Raw genomic sequence first — 20,954 nt, forward strand, 5'->3', positions numbered from 1 at the left:
CGTGTCAAGGCCGGGAATTTCCTCGATCAGTCATGCCGAATCGGTCATGTCGACGGCGGTGACAACTGTCAAGACATCGAGAACGATCTGTTTACTGGATGTGCTCGGCGATCATCGTTGCTACCAGCGGGTAGGCGACACGTACCGTCGCGAACACTGCGAAGAGTAACGACAAATGCAATTACTCTTTGAATTCCTATAGGTCAACTTCATTTGCCTCGTGGTATGGCAAACGCCGCCTCGGCTGATATGAACAGGGCAAACGCAAGGGTTAACCCTCGAGTCGCCATCCAAATAGGACTATGTCGATCAAGATTGGTTAACTAATCTGTAACCGACCGTCGCTAACTTTCACGGAGTGTCAGATCGAAAGGTCTGTATGCATAGCGCGATGGAGCGGGAGTCCGATGAGAACCACGCCCTCGAAAAGCCAGCTCGTCATCGTCGTCACCGGCGGTACGGGCCTCGAGCCGAGTCCGTTCGCCGCGGCGGCCGCCACCGCCGCCGGCGCCCTGGCCGTCGTGGACCTGGGCGGTGGCACGTCCTGGACCCTGCGGCTGCTGAGACAGGCGGCCGCCCGGGCCGCCGGCCCGATCGGCGTCCGCGTCCCGGCCGGCTGTGCCGCCACCCTCGACCAGGTGCTGACCGCGCTGGGCGGGCCCCCGGCGGCGCTCGTCCTCCCCGCCGACTCGCCCTGGCCGGTCGCCGCTCTGGCCCGCGACCACCACGTGCTGGCCGAGGTCACCGACGTCGGTGAGGCGCACGCCGCCGCCGCTGCCGGAGCCGCCGGCCTGATCGCCCGGGGCATGGAGTCCGGCGGCCGGTCCAGCGACCTGAGCACCTTCGTCCTGCTGCAGAAACTGATGGCCGCCCGCCCGATCGACGACACGGCGTCCGACGGCCCCGAGGACGGTCCGGGCACGCCACAGGGCGACAAGCAGGAGAAGGACACCGAGGACGAGCCCGAGGACGAGGCGCCGGGACGCCAGGGCCGGCCGGGGTTGCCGCCGGTCTGGGCGGCCGGCGGGATCGGCCCGCGGACGGCCGCGGCCGCGGTCACCGGCGGAGCCGCCGGTGTCCTGCTGGACAGTCAGCTGCTGCTGATGCCGGAGGCGGAACTGCCCGGCGACGCCCGAGCCCTGATCACCCGGATGGACGGCACCGAGGTCACCACCGTGGACGGGCAGCGCGTGCTGCGGACCACGGGCGGGATGATCGGAGTCGGTCAGGACGGCGCGCTCGCGGCGGCGTACACGAAAAAATGGCCGGAGATGGGCACGGCGATCCGGGCGATCCATCGCGCGATCCGCGAAGCGGTGAGCGACGAGACGGCGGCCGGTCTGCTCGCCCCGGGGAGTCCGCTCGCCCGTGACCTGGGCATCGAGCTCCCGGTGGCGCAGGGGCCGATGACCCGGGTCAGTGACGAGCCGGCCTTCGCGGCAGCCGTCGCCGAAGCCGGTGGCCTGCCGTTCCTGGCGCTGGCCCTGGCCGACGCGGCCCGCACCGAGAAGATGCTGACCGGCGCGGCCGAGGCCCTCGGCACCCGCCCCTGGGGTGTCGGCGTGCTCGGGTTCGCGCCGGAGGAGATCAAATCCGCGCAGATCGAGGTCATCCGGCGGGTTCGGCCGGCGTTCGCGATCATCGCGGGTGGCCGGCCGGCGCAGGCGAAGGCGCTTGAGGCGGAGGGCATCCGGACCTTCCTGCACGTGCCGTCGCCGGGCCTGTTGCGGCAGTTCCTGCAGGCCGGCGCGCGGCGGTTCGTCTTCGAGGGCGCCGAGTGCGGCGGTCACGTCGGTCCGCGCGCGAGCTTCCCGCTGTGGGAGGCGCAGCTCGGCGTGCTGGCGGAGCACCTGGATGGCCACCCGCGGAAAGAGGGCGAGGAGATCCAGATCTTCTTCGCCGGGGGAGTGCACGACGCCCGGTCGGCCGCGATGGTGGCGGTGCTCGCCGCGCCGCTCGCCGCCCGCGGGGTACGGATCGGCGTGCTGATGGGCACCGCCTACCTGTTCACCGAGGAGGCCGTGCGGCACGGGGCGATCCAGCCGCTGTTCCAGCAGGAGGCGGTCCGGGCTCAGGAAACCGCGCTGCTGGAGACCGCGCCCGGTCATGCCACCCGGTGCCTGAGCAGCAAGTTCGTCGACGACTTCCACGCGCTGCGGGACGGCCTGACCGACGCCGGTGTCGATCACCGGCAGGTCTGGGAGCAGCTGGAGACGCTGAACGTGGGCCGTCTGCGGGTGGCCAGCAAGGGCCTGCGCCGTCAGGGCGATCAGCTGATCACGGTGGACGAGAGTCGGCAGTCCGACGAGGGACTGTTCATGGCCGGTCAGGTCGCGGTGCTCCGCGACGATGTGACCACGATCGCGGACCTGCACGCATCGGTCACGTCGGGCGCCGTCGCGCTGCTCACCCGTCCGGCGGCCGAGGCGTCCGCCGCTGCCTCAGCCGCTGCCGCGGGCCCGCTTGACATCGCGATCATCGGAATGGCCTGCATTTTTCCGGGGTCAGGAGATTTATCGGCGTATTGGGGGACGATTCTCGACGGCGTCGACACCGTCACCGAGATCCCCACGGGACGCTGGGACATCGGGACGTACTACGCCCCCGAAGTCGGACCGGGCCAGGCCGGCCGGATCACCGTGTCGAAGTGGGGCGGCTTCATCGACCCGGTGCGCTTCGACGCCATCCGGTACGGCATCCCGCCGTCCGCCCTGGCCAGCATCGACCCCACCCAGCTGCTGGCCCTGGAGGTCGCCGCCCGGTCACTCGCCGACGCCGGATACGGGTACGAGGACCACGACCACTCCCGGACCGGCGTGGTGTTCGGCGCCGAGGCCGGCGGGGACCTGGCCGGCGCCAAGACGCTGCGGACCACCCTGCCCGGCTACCTCGGTGACCTGCCGTCCGAGATGGACGACCAGCTCCCCGCGATCACCGAGGACTCGTTCCCCGGCGTGCTGGCCAACGTGATCGCCGGCCGGGTGGCGAACCGCCTCGACCTGGGCGGCCCCAACTTCACCGTCGACGCGGCCTGCGCCTCGTCGCTGGCCGCCCTGGACGCCGCCTGCAAGGAACTCACCGCCGGCGGCAGCGACCTGGTCGTCTGCGGGGGAGCGGACCTGCACAACGGCATCAACGACTACCTGATGTTCACCTCGGCACACGCGCTCTCCCCGACCGGCCGCTGCCGGACGTTCGACAGCACCGGCGACGGGATCGCGCTCGGCGAGGGCGTCGCCACCGTGGTGCTCAAGCGTCTCGCCGACGCCGAACGCGACGGCGACCGGGTGTACGCCGTGGTCAAGGGCCTGGGCGCGGCGAGCGACGGGCGGGCGCTCGGACTGACCGCCCCGCGGGCCGAGGGGCAGCGGCGGGCGCTCGACCGGGCGTACGCCTCCGCCGGCCTCAGCCCCCGCGACGTGGGCCTGGTCGAGGCGCACGGCACCGGCACCGTGGTCGGGGACCGCACCGAGCTGGAGACGCTGACCCGGGTCTACACCGAGGCGGGCGCGGAACCCGGGTCGTGCACGCTCGGGTCGGTCAAGTCGCAGATCGGGCACACCAAGTGCGCCGCCGGACTGGCCGGTGTGATCAAGGCGGCGCTCGCCCTGCACCACGGGGTGAAGCCGCCCACCATCCACCTGACCCGCCCGAATCCGGCGTGGTCGGCGGAGACCAGCCCGTTCGCCTTCCACACCGGCGCGCGTCCGTGGACCGTGCCGGCCGGTGAACGGGTGGCCGGCGTCAGCGCGTTCGGCTTCGGCGGCACGAACTATCACGCGGTGCTGGCGGCGCATCCGGCCTCGACCGGGGTGCGGCACGCGCGTACCGCCTGGCCGGCCGAGCTGTTCTGTTTCCGGGGTGCGGACCGGACGGCCGCGTACCGCGGGGTGCGCCGGATCCTGGATCTGCTCGGGGAGCCGGGGACGACGCTGCGGGAGCTGGCCGGGACCGCGCAGGCCGGCGCCGGACCGGTCCGGATCGCGATCGTCGCCCACGACCGGGACGAGCTGACCACGCTGCTGACCCGGGCGCTGGAGGGCGAGCACGATCCGGCGCGCGGCCTGGTCCAGCCGGTGGAGTCCGGTGACGACGCCGGCCGGGTGGCGTTCCTCTTCCCGGGGCAGGGCAGTCAGCGCCCGGGTGCGCTGGCCGACCTGTTCGTCGCCTTCCCCGAGCTGCGCGACTACCTCGATCTCCGGCCGGAGTTCGCGGAGCTGCTCTTCCCTCCGGCGGCTTTCGACACCGAGACCGGCCGGGCGCAGAAGGACCGGCTGCGCGACACCCGCAACGCTCAGCCGGCGCTGGGCATCGGCGGTCTCGCCGCCGACCATCTGCTGCGCCGGGTGGGCGTACGCCCGGACATGACCGCCGGCCACAGCTACGGCGAACTGGTGGCCCTCTGCGTCTCCGGCGCGTTCGACCCGGCCACGCTGCTGGATCTGAGCCGGGAACGGGCCGCCGCGATCCTCGCCGCCGCCGGTGACGACCCGGGCACGATGGCCGCGGTCGGCGCCGCCCCGGAACGGATCACCGAGGTTCTCACGGCGGCGGGGCTGGCCGGGACGGTCGTCCTGGCCAACCACAACGCCCCCGGCCAGGTGGTGATCTCCGGTCCGAGCGCGGCGGTCGGATCCGCCTCCGCGGCGCTCGGTGCGGCCGGGGTGACCGCGCGGCCCATCCCGGTGGCCTGCGCCTTCCACAGCCCGGTGGTCGCGGCGGCGAGCGAGACGTTCGCCGCGGTGCTCGCGACCAGGGAGATCGTCGCGCCGGCCGGTGAGGTGTGGGCCAACCGGACCGCGGACGCCTACCCGTCCGGCGCTGACGGGGTCCGCGCGGAGCTGGCCGCCCAGGTCGCCTCCCCGGTCCGCTTCGCCGACCAGATCGAGGCCATGTACGCCGCCGGCGCCCGGATCTTCGTCGAGGCCGGCCCGGGTCAGGTGCTCACCGGCCTGGTCGGGGCGGTGCTCGGTGACCGCCCGCACCTGGCCGTGCCGGTCGACGGCCGGTCCGGTGACGGCATCACCGCTTTCCTGCTCGCGCTGGCCCAACTGGCCTGCGCCGGTGTCCCGGTGGACACCGGCTGGCTCTTCCACGGCCGATCCTCGGAGGACGGCCGGGGAGACGACAAGGCGACCCGGCCGATGTGGACCGTCGACGGCCATCTCGTCCGTGACCCGGACGGATCCTGCCTTCCCGGTGGGCTCCGCCCTGCCCGGCTCATCACTCAGGAGTTGATCATGACGACCGCCCCTCAGCAGACGCAGGACGGACCGGGCGCGCTGCTCGCCGAGTACCTGCGGACCACCCGCGAGATGATCACGTCCCAGCGGGATGTGATGCTCGCCTTCCTCGGCCAGACGCCGGCGCCGGTCTATCAGTCGGCCCCGGTGATCCAGCAGCCGGTCGTCCAGCAACCGGTCCAGCAGCCGGCCCTTCAGCAGCCGGTCTACGAACAGCCGGTCTACGCACAGCCGGTCTACGAACAGCCCTCCCTCGAGACCCCTGTGCCGGAGAGATCCGGCGGATTCGACGTTCACGGCACCGTCCTCGCGGTGATCAGCGACCGCACCGGATACCCGGTCGAGCTGATCGAACTGGACCTCGACCTGGAAGCCGACCTGAGCGTCGACTCGATCAAGCGGGCCGAGGTGGCCGGCGAGGTGGCCGTCCGGCTCGGTTTGACCGGCGACGGCGGCGAGACCGACCTGGAGGACCTGATCCGGGCCCGGACCGTGCGGGCCATGGCCGACTGGCTGACCGACCGGATCAGCACCCCCGCTGCCGGTGCCGCCGCCGTGGGGGCGCCGGATTTTACTGAGCCCGCGCCGGAGGCCGGCGCGGGTGACGAGTCCCGGCTGGGCAAGGCGCCCCAGCGACTGGTGCCGGTCTGGCATCCGGCCGGCACCACCGGCGCTCCCGCCGACCTGACCGGGACCACGTTCCTGGTGACCGGCGGGACCGGGGCACTCGCCCCGCTGACCCAGGCGCTGGCCGACGCGGGCGCCACCGGTTCCACCGCCACGTTCGACGACGACCCGGGCGACGCCGACGGCGTCATCCTGCTCGACGGGCTGCTGACCACCGGCACCCCGATGCTCCCGGACGCCTTCCCCCTGCTGCGGGCGGCACTGACCAGCGGGAAGGTCCGGTGGCTGATCGCCGCCGGCCGCCCCGGGGAGCGCACCGACGGACTCCGCGGCCTGTTCCGCACGATCGCCCGCGAGTACCCGGGGGTAGTGGCCCGGTACGTCGAGGCCGATCCGGAGATCACCGATGAGGCGCTCGCCCCGCTCCTGATGACCGAGCTGGGCGAATCCGTCCCGGCGCCGATCGTCCTGCACTCCCCGGACGGCCGGTTCCGTGACGACCTCGCGGCCCGCGGCCTCGGCGTGCTCGCCGACGGCGGCGCCGGGCCGGTCGGCGACGGCACCGCCGAGGCCCGCGCGATCGGCCTCGAACCGGACTCGGTGATCGTGCTGTTCGGCGGCGCCCGCGGGATCACCCCGTGGTTCGCCCGGCTGCTGGCCTCGTCGGCCCGTTGCCGGATCGAGCTGGCCGGGCGGACCCCGCTCCCGGAGTCGTCGGCCGACCCGGACCTCCCGCCCGGAATGGACAGAGCGGCGCTGCGAGGCGCCCTGGCCCGGCGGGGGATGCGCTCGCCGGCCGAGATCGAGCGGACCGCGAGCGCGATCCTGGCCGCCCGCGAGGTCGAGACGACCATGGCCGAGTTGCGCGACCTCGGCGCCGAGGTCCGCTACCACGCGGTCGACGTCCGGGACGCGTCCGCGACCCGGGACCTGATCAAGAAGATCCACGACGAGCACGGCCGGATCGACGGTGTCGTCCACGCGGCCGGGATCATCGAGGACAAGCTGATCGCGGACAAGGCTCCGGAGTCGTTCGCCCGGGTCTACGGCGTCAAGGTGGACGGCGCCGTGAACGTGCTGGACGCGATGCACGCGCTGGACGCGCCGGCCCGGTTCGTGGTGCTCTTCGGCAGCATCGCGGCCGCGTACGGGAACCGCGGCCAGAGCGACTACGCGGCGGCCAACGACGCGCTGGACTCGCTCGGCGCCCGCTGGTCCGGACGGACCGGTCAACGGTTGCTCACCGTCCACTGGGGTCCGTGGGCACCCGGTTCCGGACACGGCGGGATGGTGACCCCGGAGCTCACCCAGGAGTACGCCCGCCGCGGCATCGACCTGATCGACCCCGAGGAGGGCGCGCTCGCCCTGATGCGCGAGCTCGCCTTCGGCACCGACGGTTCGGTCGTCTACACCGCCTCGGGCTGGTGAGCGCCGTGCAACCGACCGCGATCGTCGGGATGGCCGCGATCCTGCCCGGCGCCGGCGACCTGGGCACCTACTGGCGCAACCTGACCGAGGGCCGGGACGCGATCACCGAGGTCCCGGCGGCACGCTGGGGCGGACCGTACTACGACCCGCCGAACGCCGACCGTCCCGACCGGCTCTACTGCAACCGGGGCGGGGTCGTCGACGAGTTCGCCACTTTCCAGCCGCTGCGCTACGGGATCATGCCGAACTCGGTCGACGACATCGAGCCCGACCAGCTGCTCATGCTGGACGTGGCGACCGCGGCGATCGAGGACGCCGGAGGCGGTGAGCGGATGCCCACCGGCGACCGGATCGGTGTGATCGTCGGCCGGGGCGGCACGCTCAGCCCGGGGCAGGCCCGGCACGCCCAACGGGTGCGGCTGCCCACCCAGATGGTGCAGATCCTGCGCGAACTGATCCCCGGCCTCACCGACGACCAGGTCGCCGCGGTGCGCCGCCGCTTCGACGAGCAGCTCGGCCCGTGCCAGCCGGAGAACCTGATCGGTCTGGTGCCCAACCTGGCCGCGTCCCGGGTGGCGAACCGGCTCAACCTGCGCGGCCCGGCGTACACGGTGGACGCCGCCTGCGCGTCGTCGCTGCTCGCCGTGGACCAGGGGATCGCCGAGCTGGCCGCGGGCAAGCTCGACGTGGTGCTCGCCGGTGGTGTGCACCACGTGCACGACATCAGCTTCTGGTCGGTGTTCTCGCAGCTCGGGGCGCTGTCCCGGCAGGGCCGGATCCGGCCGTTCGACGCGGCCGCCGACGGTCTGCTGATCGGTGAGGGCACCGGCATGGTGGTGCTCAAACGGCTGGCCGACGCCGAACGCGACGGCGACCGGATCTACGCGGTGATCCGCGGGACCGGTGTCTCCAGCGACGGCCGGTCGGCGAGCATGTTCAACCCGGCCACCTCCGGCCAGGTGCTCGCGATCGAACGGGCCTGGGCGGCGGCCGGTCTGGACCCCACCGCCCCGGACGCGATCGGCCTGCTCGAGGCACACGGCACGGCCACCCCGACCGGGGACGCGGCCGAGCTGACCACGCTGGCCACCGTCTTCGGACCGCATCGGGGCGGCTCCCGGGCGGTGGTCGGCTCGGTGAAGTCGATGATCGGGCACGCCATGCCGGCCGCCGGGATCGCCGGCCTGATCAAGGCGGCGCTCGCCGTGCACCACGGGGTGCTGCTCCCGACGCTGCACGTGGACAACCCGCGCCGGGAGCTCGCCGACACCCGCTTCGCGACCATCGACAAGGCCCGGACCTGGGACGGTCCACGACGGGCCGGGGTGAACGCGTTCGGCTTCGGTGGCATCAACGCGCACGTGATCCTCGAACAGTGGACGCCACCGGCCCGGTCGGCGGTGGTCAGCGAACCGGAACGGATCCTGCGGGCGGCCGCCGCGAACCCCGCCGAGCTGGCGGACCGGGTCGCCGCCGGACGTGCGGGTGGCGACGGTCCCTGCCGGGTCGCGGTGGCGAACCCGACCGGACAGCGACTGGCCCTGGCCGGGCGCCTGGTCCGCAAGGGGGAGCCGTGGCGTGGCGGGCGCGACATCTGGTTCGCCCCGCGACCGCTGCTGACCGGCGGCGGCCGGGTGCTCTTCGTCTATCCGGGCGTCGAGGCCGAGTTCGCGCCGCGGACCGCCGACCTCGCGGCCCGGTTCGGACTACCCGACCGGGAGTGGTCCTCGGCGGACCTCGGCCGGCACGGCACCGGACTGGTCGAGGCCGGCGTGCTGCTCACCGCCGCGTTGCGGCAGATCAGAATCAGACCTGACGGGTACGCCGGACACAGCCTCGGCGAATGGACGGCGGCCCGGGTCAGCGGCCTGATGAGCGCCCGCGGTGTGGACGAGTTCCTGCACGCCTTCGACGCGCAGTCGGTCGAGGTCGCCGGGCACGCGTTCGCCGCCGTGGGCGCGGGCGCCGCCGACATCGCGCCGGTGCTGGCGGACTATCCGGGCGTGGTGCTGTCCCACGACAACGCGCCCGGCCAGGTGGTGGTCAACGGGCCGAGCGGCATGGTCGACCGGCTCGTCGAGGACCTGCGCGACCGCCGGATCATGTGCCAGGCGCTGCCGTTCCGGTCGGCCTTCCACACGCCGGCGTTCGAGCCGGGTCTGCGCGCGATCGGCGAGGCCCTCGGCCGCTTCGAGATCACCGAACCGGACGCGCCGGTCTGGTCGGCCACCCTGACCGCGCCGTTCCCGGCCGCCGATCCGGCCCGGGTCGGCGAGACCTTCATCCGTCACATGATCACTCCGGTCCGTTTCCGGGAGACGATCGCGGCCGCGTACGACGCCGGGTTCCGGGTGTTCCTCCAGGTCGGCGCGGGTCAGCTGGCCTCGCTGATCAGCGACAACCTGGCCGGTCGCGACCACCTGGCGATGCCGGTGAACGTGACCCGCCGTTCCGGCCTGGACCAGTTGCGCCGGGTGGCGGCGGCCCTCTGGGTGGAGGGCGCCGATCCCGACTTCGGCCCGCTCGAGAGCGGCCCCGCGCGGTCCGTGGACGGTGCCCGGGTGGCGATGCCGAAGGCCGGGACCGGCCCGGCGGTCCGGCTCGACCTGGGCGGTCCGCAACTCTCCCTGGGTACGGACGCCGCCCAGGTCCTGAACATCTCCCGCACAGCCCGCCCGCGACCGCATCCGACCACTGCGCCGGCTCCGCCGGTTTCCCGGCCGCGACCGCATCCGCCCATGCCCCCGGCGCCGCCGGCCAAGGCTCTGCCGCCGCCGGTCTCGAAGGCGCCGGTCTCGAAGGCGCCGGTCTCGAAGGCGCCGGTCTCGAAGGCGCCGGTCTCGAAAGAGCCGGTCTCGAAAGAGCCGGCCCCAGTGGCGGCCACCGACACGATGCTCGGTGCGTTGCGCCAGCTCGCGGGGCATTCCAGTGCCGCGGCCGAGCTGGCCGCACTCCTCCAGGAGACGGCCACCGACGCGGTCACCATGATCTCCGCGGCGAAGAACCCGCCCGCGAACCCGCCCGCAAGAACGGTCGCAAGACCGGCCGCAAGCCCGGCCGCAACGCCGCCCGCAACGCCGCCCGCGAACCCTGCCCGCCCGGCCTCGTCGTCCGAACGGCGATCGGTGCTGACGGTCTCCATGCAGGCCATGCCCTATCTGAAGGACCACTGCTTCTACGCCCTCCCCGACGACTGGCCGGAACCCGAGGACCGCTGGCCGGTCGTCCCGGCCACCACGGTCGCTCAGCACATGCTCGACGCCGCCGCGGCAGCCGCCCCCGGCATGCGCGCGGTCGCCATCCGGGACGCCCGCTTCAACCGGTGGCTGATCGCCGCGCCCGCCCAGGACGTCGAGATCACCGTCCGGCCGTCCGGGCGCAACGAGGTCGATGTGGTCTTCGGCGCGTACGCCCGGTCCACCGTGGAACTGGCCCCGGACTATCCGGCGCCGAGCACCGCCGTCTGGCGCCACGATCCGGCCTCCGAACGGCCCGCCACGATCAGCGCCGAGCGGATGTACGCCGAACGCCTGATGTTCCACGGCCCGCTGTTCCAGGCGGTCACCGCCGTGCACGCGTTCGGCGACCGGCACGTCCGTGGCCAGGTCACCGCCACCGCGGTGCCCGGCGCGGTGCTCGACAACGCGCTCCAGCTGATCGGGAACTGGATCATCAGTACCCAGCCGAACCGGACGGTCGCCCTGCCGGTCCGGCTGGGCCGGGTCAGCTTCGCCGGGCCGCTCCCGCCGCCGGGAACCGTCCTGGACGTGGTGGCCCGGATCCGGGTCTGCGACCACGACCAGATCGTCGGCGACGCCCAGCTGTCGTCCGGTGGCCGGATCTGGGCGGTCATCGAGGGTGTGGTGGACCGCCGGTTCGACAGTCACCCGACGGCCCGGATCGCCGAGCGTTTCCCGCAGCGGCACGCCATGTCGCAGCCGCAGCCGGAGGGCTGGACGCTCGCCTACGAGTACTGGACCGACCTGGTCACACGGGGCATGGCGGCCCGCGGCATCCTCGGCGCCGACGGCGGACGCGAGTACGAGGGCAAACCCCCGGCGACCCGCAAACAGTGGCTGCTCGGACGGATCGCGGTGAAGGACGCGGTGCGGTTCCGGCAGTGGGAGGCCGGGCACACCGACGTGTACCCGATCGAGCTGACCGTCACCAACGAACCGAACGGGCGGCCGCGTGTCGCCGTACGCGAGAATCGGGGTCTGCGCCCGTGTGACGTCTCGCTGGCGCACTGCGCGGATCTGGGTGTGGCGATCGCCCGCCCCTACGGTCCCGGCGACGACCCGGACGGTCCCGGCGTCGGCATCGACGCCGCCGAGATCACCCCGGTCGACGACAGCACCATCCGCCTGGCCTGCGGTGACGCCGAGATCGCCCTGCTCGGGCGGCTCTCCGCGGACGGCGGCCGGGATCTCTGGTTCACCCGGTTCTGGGCGGCGAAGGAGGCCGCGGCCAAGGCCGAGGGCACCGGGCTGGGCGGCCGTCCCCGGGACTTCGCCGTCACCGGATCCGGTGTGGACGGCCTGACCGTGCGGGTCGGCGGCCGCACGTACACCGTCGCCCACCGTGAGGTGGGCAACCCGCCGGATCTGCCCCCGCGCCGCTACACCGTCGCCTGGACCTGGGGTCCGGAGCCGTCATGAGGAGACCTGTCATGCCCGTCGACACCGCATCGGTCACCGCCGAGGTGACCCGGATCCTGCACACCGTGCTCGGCGACCTCGAGCCGGACACCCCGATCACCCCGGCCAGCACGTTCCGCGACGACCTCGGCATGGAGAGCATCGACGTCGTCGCGCTCGCCGGCCGGCTGCAGGCCCGCTACACCGAGGTGAACTTCGCCCGGTTCGTCGCGACCCTCGACGTCGCCTCGGTCGGCGAGCTGCGGGTCGGCCAGCTCGTGGACCACATCGTCGGGGCGAGCCGGTGAGCTTCGTCGAGGCCAACGGTATCCGGCTGCACGTCCAGGAGCTGACCCCACCCGGCGTGCTGTCGCCGCCCACCGCGGTCCTGCTGCACGGTCTGGCCGCCGACACCATGGCCAGCTGGTACTTCACCCTGGCGAACCCGCTCGTCGAACAGGGCTTCCGGGTTCTGCTCCAGGATCTGCGTGGTCACGGCCGCAGCGAACATCCACCCGCGGGGTACGCGCTGACCGACTTCGTCGACGACCTGGAGGCGTTGCTGGCCCCCGAGCCGGAGCCGGTCCTGCTGTTCGGCAACTCGTTCGGCGGCACCGTGGCGTTCGGCTATGCGGCCCGCCACCCGGAGCGGGTGTCCGGGATCGTCGCCGTCGAGTCGAGCCCGCCGACGGTGGACTGGTTCGACCGGATGCGCCGGCGTCTGCGCGTCCGGCAGCCGGCCCTGGTCGCCACCGGGCTGCGCACCGAACTGCCGGAGAGCACGCTGCCCGAGCCGTCCTCGCTGTCCGCGATCGCCTGCCCGGTGCTCTGCCTGTACGGCGGACGGTCCCCGGTGCACGACATGGCCGGGGAGGCGCGGCTGCTGCTGCCCCGGGTGCGGACCCGGGTGTTCCCCGGTGAACGGCACACCCTGCTGGTGGACCGGCCGGACGACGTACGGGCCGCGGTGACCGACTGGCTGCGCACCGAATTCCATGGAGGACAGTGATGGAGCGATCGATCATCATCAGTAACGGCCGATGCGGCTCCACGCTGCTGTCGGACCTGGTGCACGAGGAGCCGGACACCCTCTCCGCCCAGGAGTTCTTCATGTCCATGCCGTGGCGCGACAGCACCGCGGAGATGTCCGGCCAGGAGTACTGGGAGCTGCTCGCCAGCCCGCGCGCCGACGTGGCCACCCTGTTCCGGATCGGTCTCGCCCCCAAGGAGGTCCGGCACTACCCGCCGACCGGCCGGTGGGTGTCCGACGGCCAGGACATGCCACGGATCCTCGGCATCACCCTGGCCAAGCTGACCGGCGACCCGGACGCGCTCTACGACCGGCTGGCCGCCCGGGTGCCGGACTTCCCGCGGCAGAGCCTCGCCCGCCAGCACGCCCTCTTCCTGGACCTGCTCGCCGGCCTGCTCGGCCGGCGGCGCTGGGTGGAACGGTCCGGCGGGTCCAGCCAGATCGCCAAGGTGCTGCTGGACAGCTACCCGGAGGCGCGGATCGTCTACCTGACCCGCAACTGGGTGGACACCGCGAAGTCGATGAGCCGGCACTCGTCGTTCCAGATGGTGCAGCTGCGGGTCGAAGCCCTCAACCGGTACGGGATCGACCCGTTCCAGGTGCGGCCCGGCGACGAGGTGCCGGCCGAGATGCTGCCCTATATGCCGGAGCGGATCACCGCCGAACGGCTGCGCGAACGCGGCACCGACCCCGGACGGTACGTGCACCTCTGCGCGTTCATGAGCGGCCAGGCCGAGCAGGCGCTCGCCGACACCCCGCCCGCGATGCTGCACACCCTCGCCTACGAGGACCTCCTCCTCGACCCGGTGGCACGGCTCACCGAGGTCGGCGAGTTCCTGCTCTTCGACGACCCGGCCGGATGGGCCGACCGGGTCTCCGCCCGTGTGAAGCGAATGGAGACAGCTCGGTGAAACTGATGGCGCTGGCCGCCGGCGTGGTTCTCGCCGTGGCCTCGGCCGCGGCGCCCGCGTATGCGCAGTCCGCGGAGCCGGGATACGACATGAAGCTGCTCGCCAAGGCGAAGGCCGACGAGTGCTTCAACGGCGTCGGCGTGGTCTATCCGGCCGGGCCGCCCTGCGCCGAGGGACAGGCCAAGGTCAACCAGGCGTACGTCTGGGGCCTGACCAAGACCGGCGACGACGTCTGGTTCGGCACCGGCGCGAACGTGCACTGCCTGACCACCGGAGCCACCATCGGCGTGATCGTGCCGGTCGTCAACGAGGACTGGGTCTGCGAGTACGGCGAGAGCCAGATCGTGAAGAACGACCCGGAGATCCCGGTGACCGTCGGCGACATGCGCGCCCCGCAGGTCTGGCTCTACAACGCGAGGACGAAGAAGTCGGTGAACAAGTCGTCGGAGATCACCCGCGCCTCGGCCGACGACGCGTACCGGCTGGCACACACCATCGGGTTGCGCGCCGCCGGCAACTTCAAGGACGTGGTGCTGCTCGGCGGCCCCACCACCGACCAGCGGCTCAACATGTTCGCGTTCGACGCGAAGACCAAACGGTTCCTCGGCTCGCACACCTACGACGAGTACGGCAACATCCGGACCTTCCTGCAGCACGGCAAGGCGCTGTACCTGGGCGTGGGCATCGGCCGCAACGGCGCGCTGGGCGGGGCGGTGGTCCGCTGGACCGGCTCGAAGTCGTCACCGTTCGACTTCGTCTCGGTCGGTGACCTGCCCGTGCAGGCCGCCGACCTGTCCGTGCACGACGGGCGGATCGCCGCCACCAGCTGGCCGGCCGACGGCTCCGGCACGTCGACCGCCAAGATGGCCGGCGTCTGGATCAGCCCGCCGCTCGCCGACGGCGCACCCGGCCTGAACCCGGAGGACGCGGCCGGCTGGGCGCAGGTGTGGAACGTCGGCGCGTACGAGCCGGACCGGATCACCGCGGCCACCTACGGGCTCGGCGGTGTCGCCTCGTACGGGGGATGGTTGTACTGGGGCACCATGCACGTCCCGACCAAGGCCACGAAGGTGCACCAGAAGCTGTTCCCGCAGCCCACCGAGGAGGCGAAGAAGCTCCAGGTGCGGTACACCCAGCGGGCGATCTCGATCTTCCGGGGGCGCAACCTGGGCACCGCCGAGCAGGAGGTGCAACTGCTGTACGGCGCCACCCAGCTGCCCGTCTACAACACGACGGCCGGCACCTGGTCGGCCGGTTCCACCAACTACACCCCGGTGTACGGGACGTCCGGCTTCGGTCACGCGTTCAACAACTACACGTGGCGGATGGCGGTCACCGACGGCAGACTCTTCGTCGGCACGATGGACTGGAGTTACCTGGTGCACAACCTGGTCCCGGACGGCACCACCGGGCCCGACCCGGCCGAGTTCGGCGGTGACCTGTGGATGTTCCCCGCACCGGACCAGCCCGCCACCGCCATCGACACCAACGGGCTGGGCAACTACCTCAACTACGGCATCCGCAACATGATCGTCGATGGTGACGGGCTCTTCATCGGGATGGCCAACCCGATGAACCTGCGCGCCGACCCCACCGACGACATGCCCGAAGGCGGCTGGGAGCTGCTCTCCCTCAAGAAGAAGAAGCGCTGACCCCGGTGTGTTGATTTCGGGCGCCCAGGGCGCCCGAAATCAACACACGCTTCTGGCTGTGTTGATTTGGGGCGCGCTACGCGCCCCAAATCGACACACGGGTTAGAGCATTGCGGCAAGGGCGGGCTTCACGCCCCACTGGGTGGTCAGCGCGTCGTACTCGGCGCGCTGATCCTCGGTGGGGGCGGCGTCCGTCCGCCGCGCCCGCAGCATCAGGTTCCGTGGGGTGTGCGCCGAGTCGATGAACTCCACCACGTCCACCCGGTAGCCGTTCAGCCGCAGCAGGCCGGCCCGCAGCGAATCGGTCAGCACGTCGGCGAACCGTTCCCGCAGGATGGCGTGCCGGGTCACCTCCGCGTACGGCGACGGCGCCGGGTTGCCCTTGAGCTGCGCGGCGATGTCGTGGTGGCAGCACGGCGCGGCCAGTACCCAGCGGGACTCCCAGCGCACCGCGCGGGCCAGGGCCTGATCGGTGGCGGTGTCGCAGGCGTGCAGGGCGAGCACGAGATCCGGCGTGAACGGGAGCTCCGCGTCCTCGATCGTGCCCGCCACGAAGGTCACGTCGGCGGAGCATCCGAGCCTGGTCGCGACGTCGCTGTTGCGTACCCGCTGATCCTCACGGACATCGACCCCCACGACCTGGACCTGCGCGCCCCGGCCGGCCAGATAGCGGTACGCGGCGAAGGTCAGATAGGCGTTGCCGCACCCCAGATCGACGACGCGCAGCGGCGTCGGCAACTCCTCGGGCAGCGTCGCGGCCAGCGCCCGCAGGAACGCGTCGATCTGCCGGCGCTTCGCCGCGTTGCCACCGATCACCTCGAACAGCGGATCACCCGGGTCGAGCAGCCACTGCTTCGCCCGGTCGTGCTCCTGCGGCGTCGCCGGCGCGACCGCGCCCGCCCGGTGCACCTGGGCGTCACCCTTCTTGGTGACACGCACCTGGACGGTCGCCGACTCGGTCTCCACGTGCCAGTTGCCGAACGGTTCGGCCAGCAGCGCGTCGACCGCCTCGGCGGCCTCGTCGCCGGGCGCGACGTTACGGGTGAACGGGCGGGCGCCGTCGTCGGTGACGATCTGGAGTTTCCGCCCGTGCTTGAGGGTGACCGGGCGCACCTGGGCCCGGACGACCGACGGCGCCGACCCGCGGCGACGGCCGGCCGCCACGGCCCGGGTGAGACCCGGCGCGAGCAGCAACTCGCGGACCTCGGCCAATACTTGATCGAGCGGTTCTGGCATGACGACCATTCTGCCCGGGACGTTCGGAGCACCCACGGGGCTGTGCATCGGGGGTATTTTGTTCGGCGGACCGGAGGTGAAACCTTGTCGTTGACGGCAGACCCGTCGCAGACGCGTCAGCTCTCCTGGCGGCTGCGCGAACGCACCCAGCTGGAGTCGCGGCGCAGCGCGTTCGTCGATCTGCTGGCCGCTGGTGCCCTGCCGATGGCCGCCTACGCCGAGTTGGCCGCGCAGCACTGGTTCATCTACGAGACGCTTGAGCCGGCCGCGTCCGCGATGGCTGACGACCCGGTGGCCGGCCGGTTCGTCTTCCCGGAACTGGTCCGGCTCCCGGCCCTCGAAGCCGACCTGCGGTTTCTGTACGGTCCGCGCTGGCAGAGCCGGATCACGGCGCTGCCAGCCACGACGACGTACTGCACCCGGATCCGGTCGGCGGCCTTCGACCGGGCCAGCGGGTTCGTGGCGCATCACTGCACGCGGTACCTCGGCGACCTGTCCGGCGGGCAGTGGCTCGGCCAGGCGGTGGTGCAGGCGTACGGGTTCCGCGGGGAGGGCCACCGGTTCTTCGTCTTCGACGGCGTGGACCCGGGGATGTTCCGGGCGCACTATCGCGACCGGCTCAACGCGGCACCGTGGTCACACGCCGAGCAGGACGCCTTCATCGACGAGGTGTCGGCGGCCTACCGGCTGAACGTCGACGTGCTGGACGAACTGGGCCGGATCTGGTCCTGAGAGGGCACGGTCGACGTGCCCTCTCGAACTCGATCAGGCCTCGGTGGCGCCGGCCTCGGCGGTGTCGGCCGCCTCGGCGGTGCTGCGGGTGCGGCGGCGACGGCGCGGCGCGGCGCTCTCGCCCTCGGCGGGCGTGCCGGCGACGGCTTCGACGACCTTCTCCGCTGCCTCGACGACCTTCTCGGCGGCCTTGGCGGCGGTCCTGCGAGCGGCCCGGGCGGGCTTCTCCGCCTTCTCCACGACGGTCCCGGCGGCCTTCTCGACCTTCTCCGTGACGGTCTCGGGGGCCTTCTCCGTCTTCTCCGTGACGGTCGCGGGGGCCTTCTCCGCCTTCTCCGTGACGGTCGCGGGGGCGTTCTCCGTCTTCTCCGTGACGGTCGCGGGGGCGTTCTCCGCCTTCTCCGTGATCGTCTCGGTGGCCTTCTCGGCCGGCGCCGGAGCGGTGTCGCCGCCCTCGGTCACGTCGGAGAACAGCATGGTGGTCGCGGCCGACCGGCGACGCCGGGACCGGGTCCGCGGCGCGGCCGTCTCCGTCGCGGCGGCGGCCGTGCCGGTCGCACCGGCGGGTGCCCCGGCCGTGTCGGTCGCACCGGTGGGTGCCTCGGCCGGCGAGGTCACCGCCGGAGTCTCCGGGGCGGTGGCGGGCGTGGCCGCGGGCGTACCCGTGACGGCGGCCTCGTCCTCGACCACCCGGCGCCGGCGACGCTGGCGCTTGGGACGGTCGGAGGTCTCCACCTCGGCGGCTGGGGTCTCGGCCGGCGCGGAGCCAGCCCGCGGCGGCCGTCCGCCGGAACGGGTCCGGCTGTTGCGCCCACCGTCGCGGCGCCGGCCGACGGTGCCCAGGTCCTCCTCGACCTCGGCGGACAGCCCGGCACGACTGCGCTCGGCGGTCGGCAGGGTGCCCGAGATGTCGGTGGGGATGTCCAGGTCGGCGTAGAGCGCGGCGCTGGTGTGGTACGTCTCCGGCGGCTCGGGCATGCTCAGCCCGAGCGACTTGTCGATGAGCACCCAGCGCGGCATGTCCTCCCAGTCGACGAAGGTGACCGCGACACCCGTGGCGCCCGCACGGCCGGTCCGGCCGATGCGGTGGGTGTAGGTCTCCGGGTCTTCCGGGCAGTCGTAGTTGATCACGTGGGTGACACCGGACACATCCAGGCCACGGGCCGCGACGTCGGTGGCGACCAGCACGTCGATCTTGCCGCTGCGGAACGCCCGCAGCGCACGCTCCCGCGCGCCCTGGCCCAGGTCACCGTGCACCGCCGCGACCGCGAAACCGCGGAAGTCGAGGTCCTCGGCGACCCGGTCGGCGGCCCGCTTGGTCCGCGTGAAGATCATCGTGAGGCTGCGACCGTGGGCCTGCAGGATCCGGGCCACCATCTCCAGCTTGTTCAGCGGGTGGGTGCGGTAGACGACCTGCTTGGTCAGCGGGGAGGCGGCGCTCTCCGTGGTGTGACCGGCGTGGATGGTCATCGGGTTGCGCAGGAACCGGCGGGACAGCGCCACGATCGGGTCCGGCATGGTCGCCGAGAACAGCATCGTCTGACGCTGCGCGGGGAGCATCGCCAGGATCTTCTCGACGTCCTCCAGGAAGCCCAGGTCGAGCATCCGGTCGGCCTCGTCGAGCACCAGGGCCCGCACGGATCCGAGCTTCAACTGCTTTTGCTTGGCCAGGTCGAGCAGGCGGCCGGGGGTGCCGACCAGGATCTCGACACCCTTCTTGAGGGTGTCGACCTGCGGCTCGTAGGCCACACCGCCGTAGATCGCCAGCACCCGCACGCCGCGGGTGCTGCCCGCGGCGGCCAGGTCACGGGCCACCTGGATGCCCAGCTCACGGGTCGGCACGACGATCAGGGCCTGCGGCTGGCCGTCGGCGCCCTCGGACGGGGCGAGGACGCGCTCGAGCAGGGGCAGACCGAAGCCGAGGGTCTTGCCGGTGCCGGTCGGCGCCTGACCGATCAGGTCGGTGCCGCGCAGGGCGATGGGAAGGGTGTACTCCTGGATGGCGAACGCGTGGGTGATGCCGGCCTGGGCCAGGGCTTCCACGGTCTCGGCCCGGACGCCGAGATCGGCGAACGTCGGGCTGTCCGGACGAACCGGAGCACGGCTGGTCACGGGAACTAGAGCTTGCTCATTGTCGGTCATGAAGTTTTACGGGTGCCCTCTCGTGGTGCGCCCGTCGGTGTCTCTGGGGCGCGGTCTGTGTAGGGCGCGGGCCACACGCCAGAAGCGGGCCGCACGCGCGGTCGCCGTGTGGTGAAAACCCCAGCTCGGTCGATTTGACAGATCGACGAGAACGGCGACAGCGCCAGTCTACCCGACCAGGAGGCAGACGCACCGGAGAGCAAAGTTACGGGAGGGAACCCTGGGACCAGGGTGCCCTCCCGGCAACTGTGTTTTTCGCCCTCAGCGGGTCGTGAACCCGAAGGGGCGGTGTGTCGCCTCGGCGATCTCCACATACGCCAGCTTGGCGACCGGGATGATCACCTTGCGGCCCTTTTCATCCGTGAGCGACAGGATGCCGTCCTTGGCCAGCGCCTCGGAAACAGCCTGCTCGACCTCCGCCGGGGTCTGAGCGCTCTCCAGCACCAGCTCACGCGGCGTCTGCTGCACGCCGATCTTGACCTCCACGGGGCCCTCCTCTGTCAACCGTCTACCGATCGAAAGGCTATCCGATTTCCGGCGGCGTACCGGCCGTTGAACCGCCCTGGAGCGGGAAGCTGGCGATCCCACGCCAGATCAGAGCGGCGACGAGGGCCTCGGCTTCAGCTTTGGGCGTACGCCGGCCGTTCGCCAACCAGAACTGGGCGGCCTGTCCGGCGGCCCCGGCGAGCCCGGAGGCGAGCAGCTCGGCCTGGTCCTGACGCAGCCCGGTGTCCGAGATGATGGTGTCCGTCACCGCGGCGATGCAGCCCTGCTCGACCCGCTCGACCCGCTGGCGCACCTGCGGGTCGTTGCGCAGGTCCGACTCGAAGACGAGACGGAACGCCTCGCTCTCGTGGTCCATGAAGTCGAAATACGCCCGGACGGCGCCCTTCACCCGCTCCTTGTTGTCCGGAGTGGCCAGCATCGCACCCCGCACCTTGGCGATTATCGCGTCGCAGTGCGTGTCCAGCAGCGCCAGGTAGAGCTCGAGCTTGCCGGGGAAGTGCTGATAGAGGACGGGCTTCGAGACGCCCGCCTTCTCAGCGATGTCGTCCATCGCCGCGGCGTGGTAGCCGTGGGCGACGAAGACCTGCTGCGCGGCGGCCAGAAGCTGCTTGCGGCGGGCCGAACGTGGCAGACGGGTGGGGCGGGTGGGCGGTGCCCCGCTGGACGCAGCGGTCATTTCTTTCGAACCTCCAGGGGGTCGGGTCCCCGCGGTTTGTCGTATCGGACTGCCCGGATCGGCGCTTGTCGCGGTCGTGCGGGCAATTGTCGCGACGCTGCAACTTATCGCCACTGCAACCACACGGTAGCCT

Annotated in this window: 10 protein-coding genes and 1 pseudogene; 7 read left to right on the plus strand and 4 right to left on the minus strand. The window is 72.1% G+C overall.

What is annotated here, in order from left to right; genetic code table 11:
- Positions 1-407: 407 nt before the first annotated feature.
- Genes QSK32_RS05505 through QSK32_RS05530 form a run of 6 tightly spaced genes read left to right on the plus strand, consistent with a single transcriptional unit; the run spans position 408 to position 15,528 of the window.
- Positions 408-7,298 carry a type I polyketide synthase gene (locus QSK32_RS05505; RefSeq protein ID WP_285471372.1) on the plus strand — a complete coding sequence of 2,297 codons (6,891 nt, stop codon included), beginning with the start codon at positions 408-410 and terminating at the stop codon, positions 7,296-7,298.
- Entirely contained in the window at positions 7,295-11,956 is a 4,662-nt protein-coding gene (locus QSK32_RS05510; RefSeq protein ID WP_285471373.1) for a type I polyketide synthase, read from the plus strand. Before QSK32_RS05505 ends, QSK32_RS05510 begins: the two co-directional genes overlap by 4 nt.
- An 11-nt stretch (positions 11,957-11,967) precedes the next feature.
- Complete coding sequence (locus QSK32_RS05515) at positions 11,968-12,243, plus strand: acyl carrier protein (protein WP_211275478.1); 276 nt, start codon at positions 11,968-11,970, stop codon at positions 12,241-12,243.
- A complete protein-coding gene (locus QSK32_RS05520) occupies positions 12,240-12,944 on the plus strand; it encodes an alpha/beta fold hydrolase (RefSeq protein WP_045745241.1) in 705 nt (234 codons plus the stop codon). Before QSK32_RS05515 ends, QSK32_RS05520 begins: the two co-directional genes overlap by 4 nt.
- Entirely contained in the window at positions 12,944-13,876 is a 933-nt protein-coding gene (locus QSK32_RS05525; RefSeq protein WP_045745272.1) for a sulfotransferase, read from the plus strand. The genes QSK32_RS05520 and QSK32_RS05525 overlap by 1 nt, the downstream gene beginning before the upstream one ends.
- A 5-nt stretch (positions 13,877-13,881) precedes the next feature.
- Positions 13,882-15,528, plus strand: a complete 1,647-nt coding sequence (locus QSK32_RS05530) for a hypothetical protein (protein ID WP_285471634.1) — start codon at positions 13,882-13,884, stop codon at positions 15,526-15,528.
- Positions 15,529-15,630: 102 nt separating this feature from the next.
- On the opposite strand, the gene QSK32_RS05535 is transcribed toward QSK32_RS05530, so the two are convergent.
- Positions 15,631-16,764, minus strand: coding sequence for a class I SAM-dependent methyltransferase (locus QSK32_RS05535; RefSeq protein ID WP_045745270.1), 1,134 nt, complete (start codon positions 16,762-16,764; stop codon positions 15,631-15,633).
- A gap of 84 nt (positions 16,765-16,848) precedes the next feature.
- Here QSK32_RS05535 and QSK32_RS05540 point away from each other — a divergent pair, with 84 nt between their 5' ends.
- On the plus strand, positions 16,849-17,496 hold the full coding sequence (locus tag QSK32_RS05540) for a biliverdin-producing heme oxygenase (protein WP_045745240.1): 648 nt from the start codon (positions 16,849-16,851) through the stop codon (positions 17,494-17,496).
- A gap of 597 nt (positions 17,497-18,093) precedes the next feature.
- Here QSK32_RS05540 and QSK32_RS05545 read toward each other — a convergent pair.
- The 3 genes and pseudogenes from QSK32_RS05545 to QSK32_RS05555 all read right to left on the minus strand — a co-directional run.
- Positions 18,094-19,638 (minus strand): annotated as a pseudogene (locus QSK32_RS05545) (DEAD/DEAH box helicase); the annotation flags it as partial.
- A gap of 261 nt (positions 19,639-19,899) precedes the next feature.
- Positions 19,900-20,124 (minus strand): DUF3107 domain-containing protein, encoded by a 225-nt coding sequence (locus QSK32_RS05550; RefSeq protein WP_045745238.1) that lies wholly within the window; start codon positions 20,122-20,124, stop codon positions 19,900-19,902.
- 37 nt (positions 20,125-20,161) lie between these two features.
- Positions 20,162-20,821, minus strand: a complete 660-nt coding sequence (locus tag QSK32_RS05555) for a TetR/AcrR family transcriptional regulator (protein WP_045745237.1) — start codon at positions 20,819-20,821, stop codon at positions 20,162-20,164.
- Positions 20,822-20,954 lie beyond the last annotated feature (133 nt).

The organism is Actinoplanes sp. NBRC 101535 (assembly GCF_030269225.1).
In the GTDB taxonomy this organism is placed as follows: domain Bacteria; phylum Actinomycetota; class Actinomycetes; order Mycobacteriales; family Micromonosporaceae; genus Actinoplanes; species Actinoplanes rectilineatus.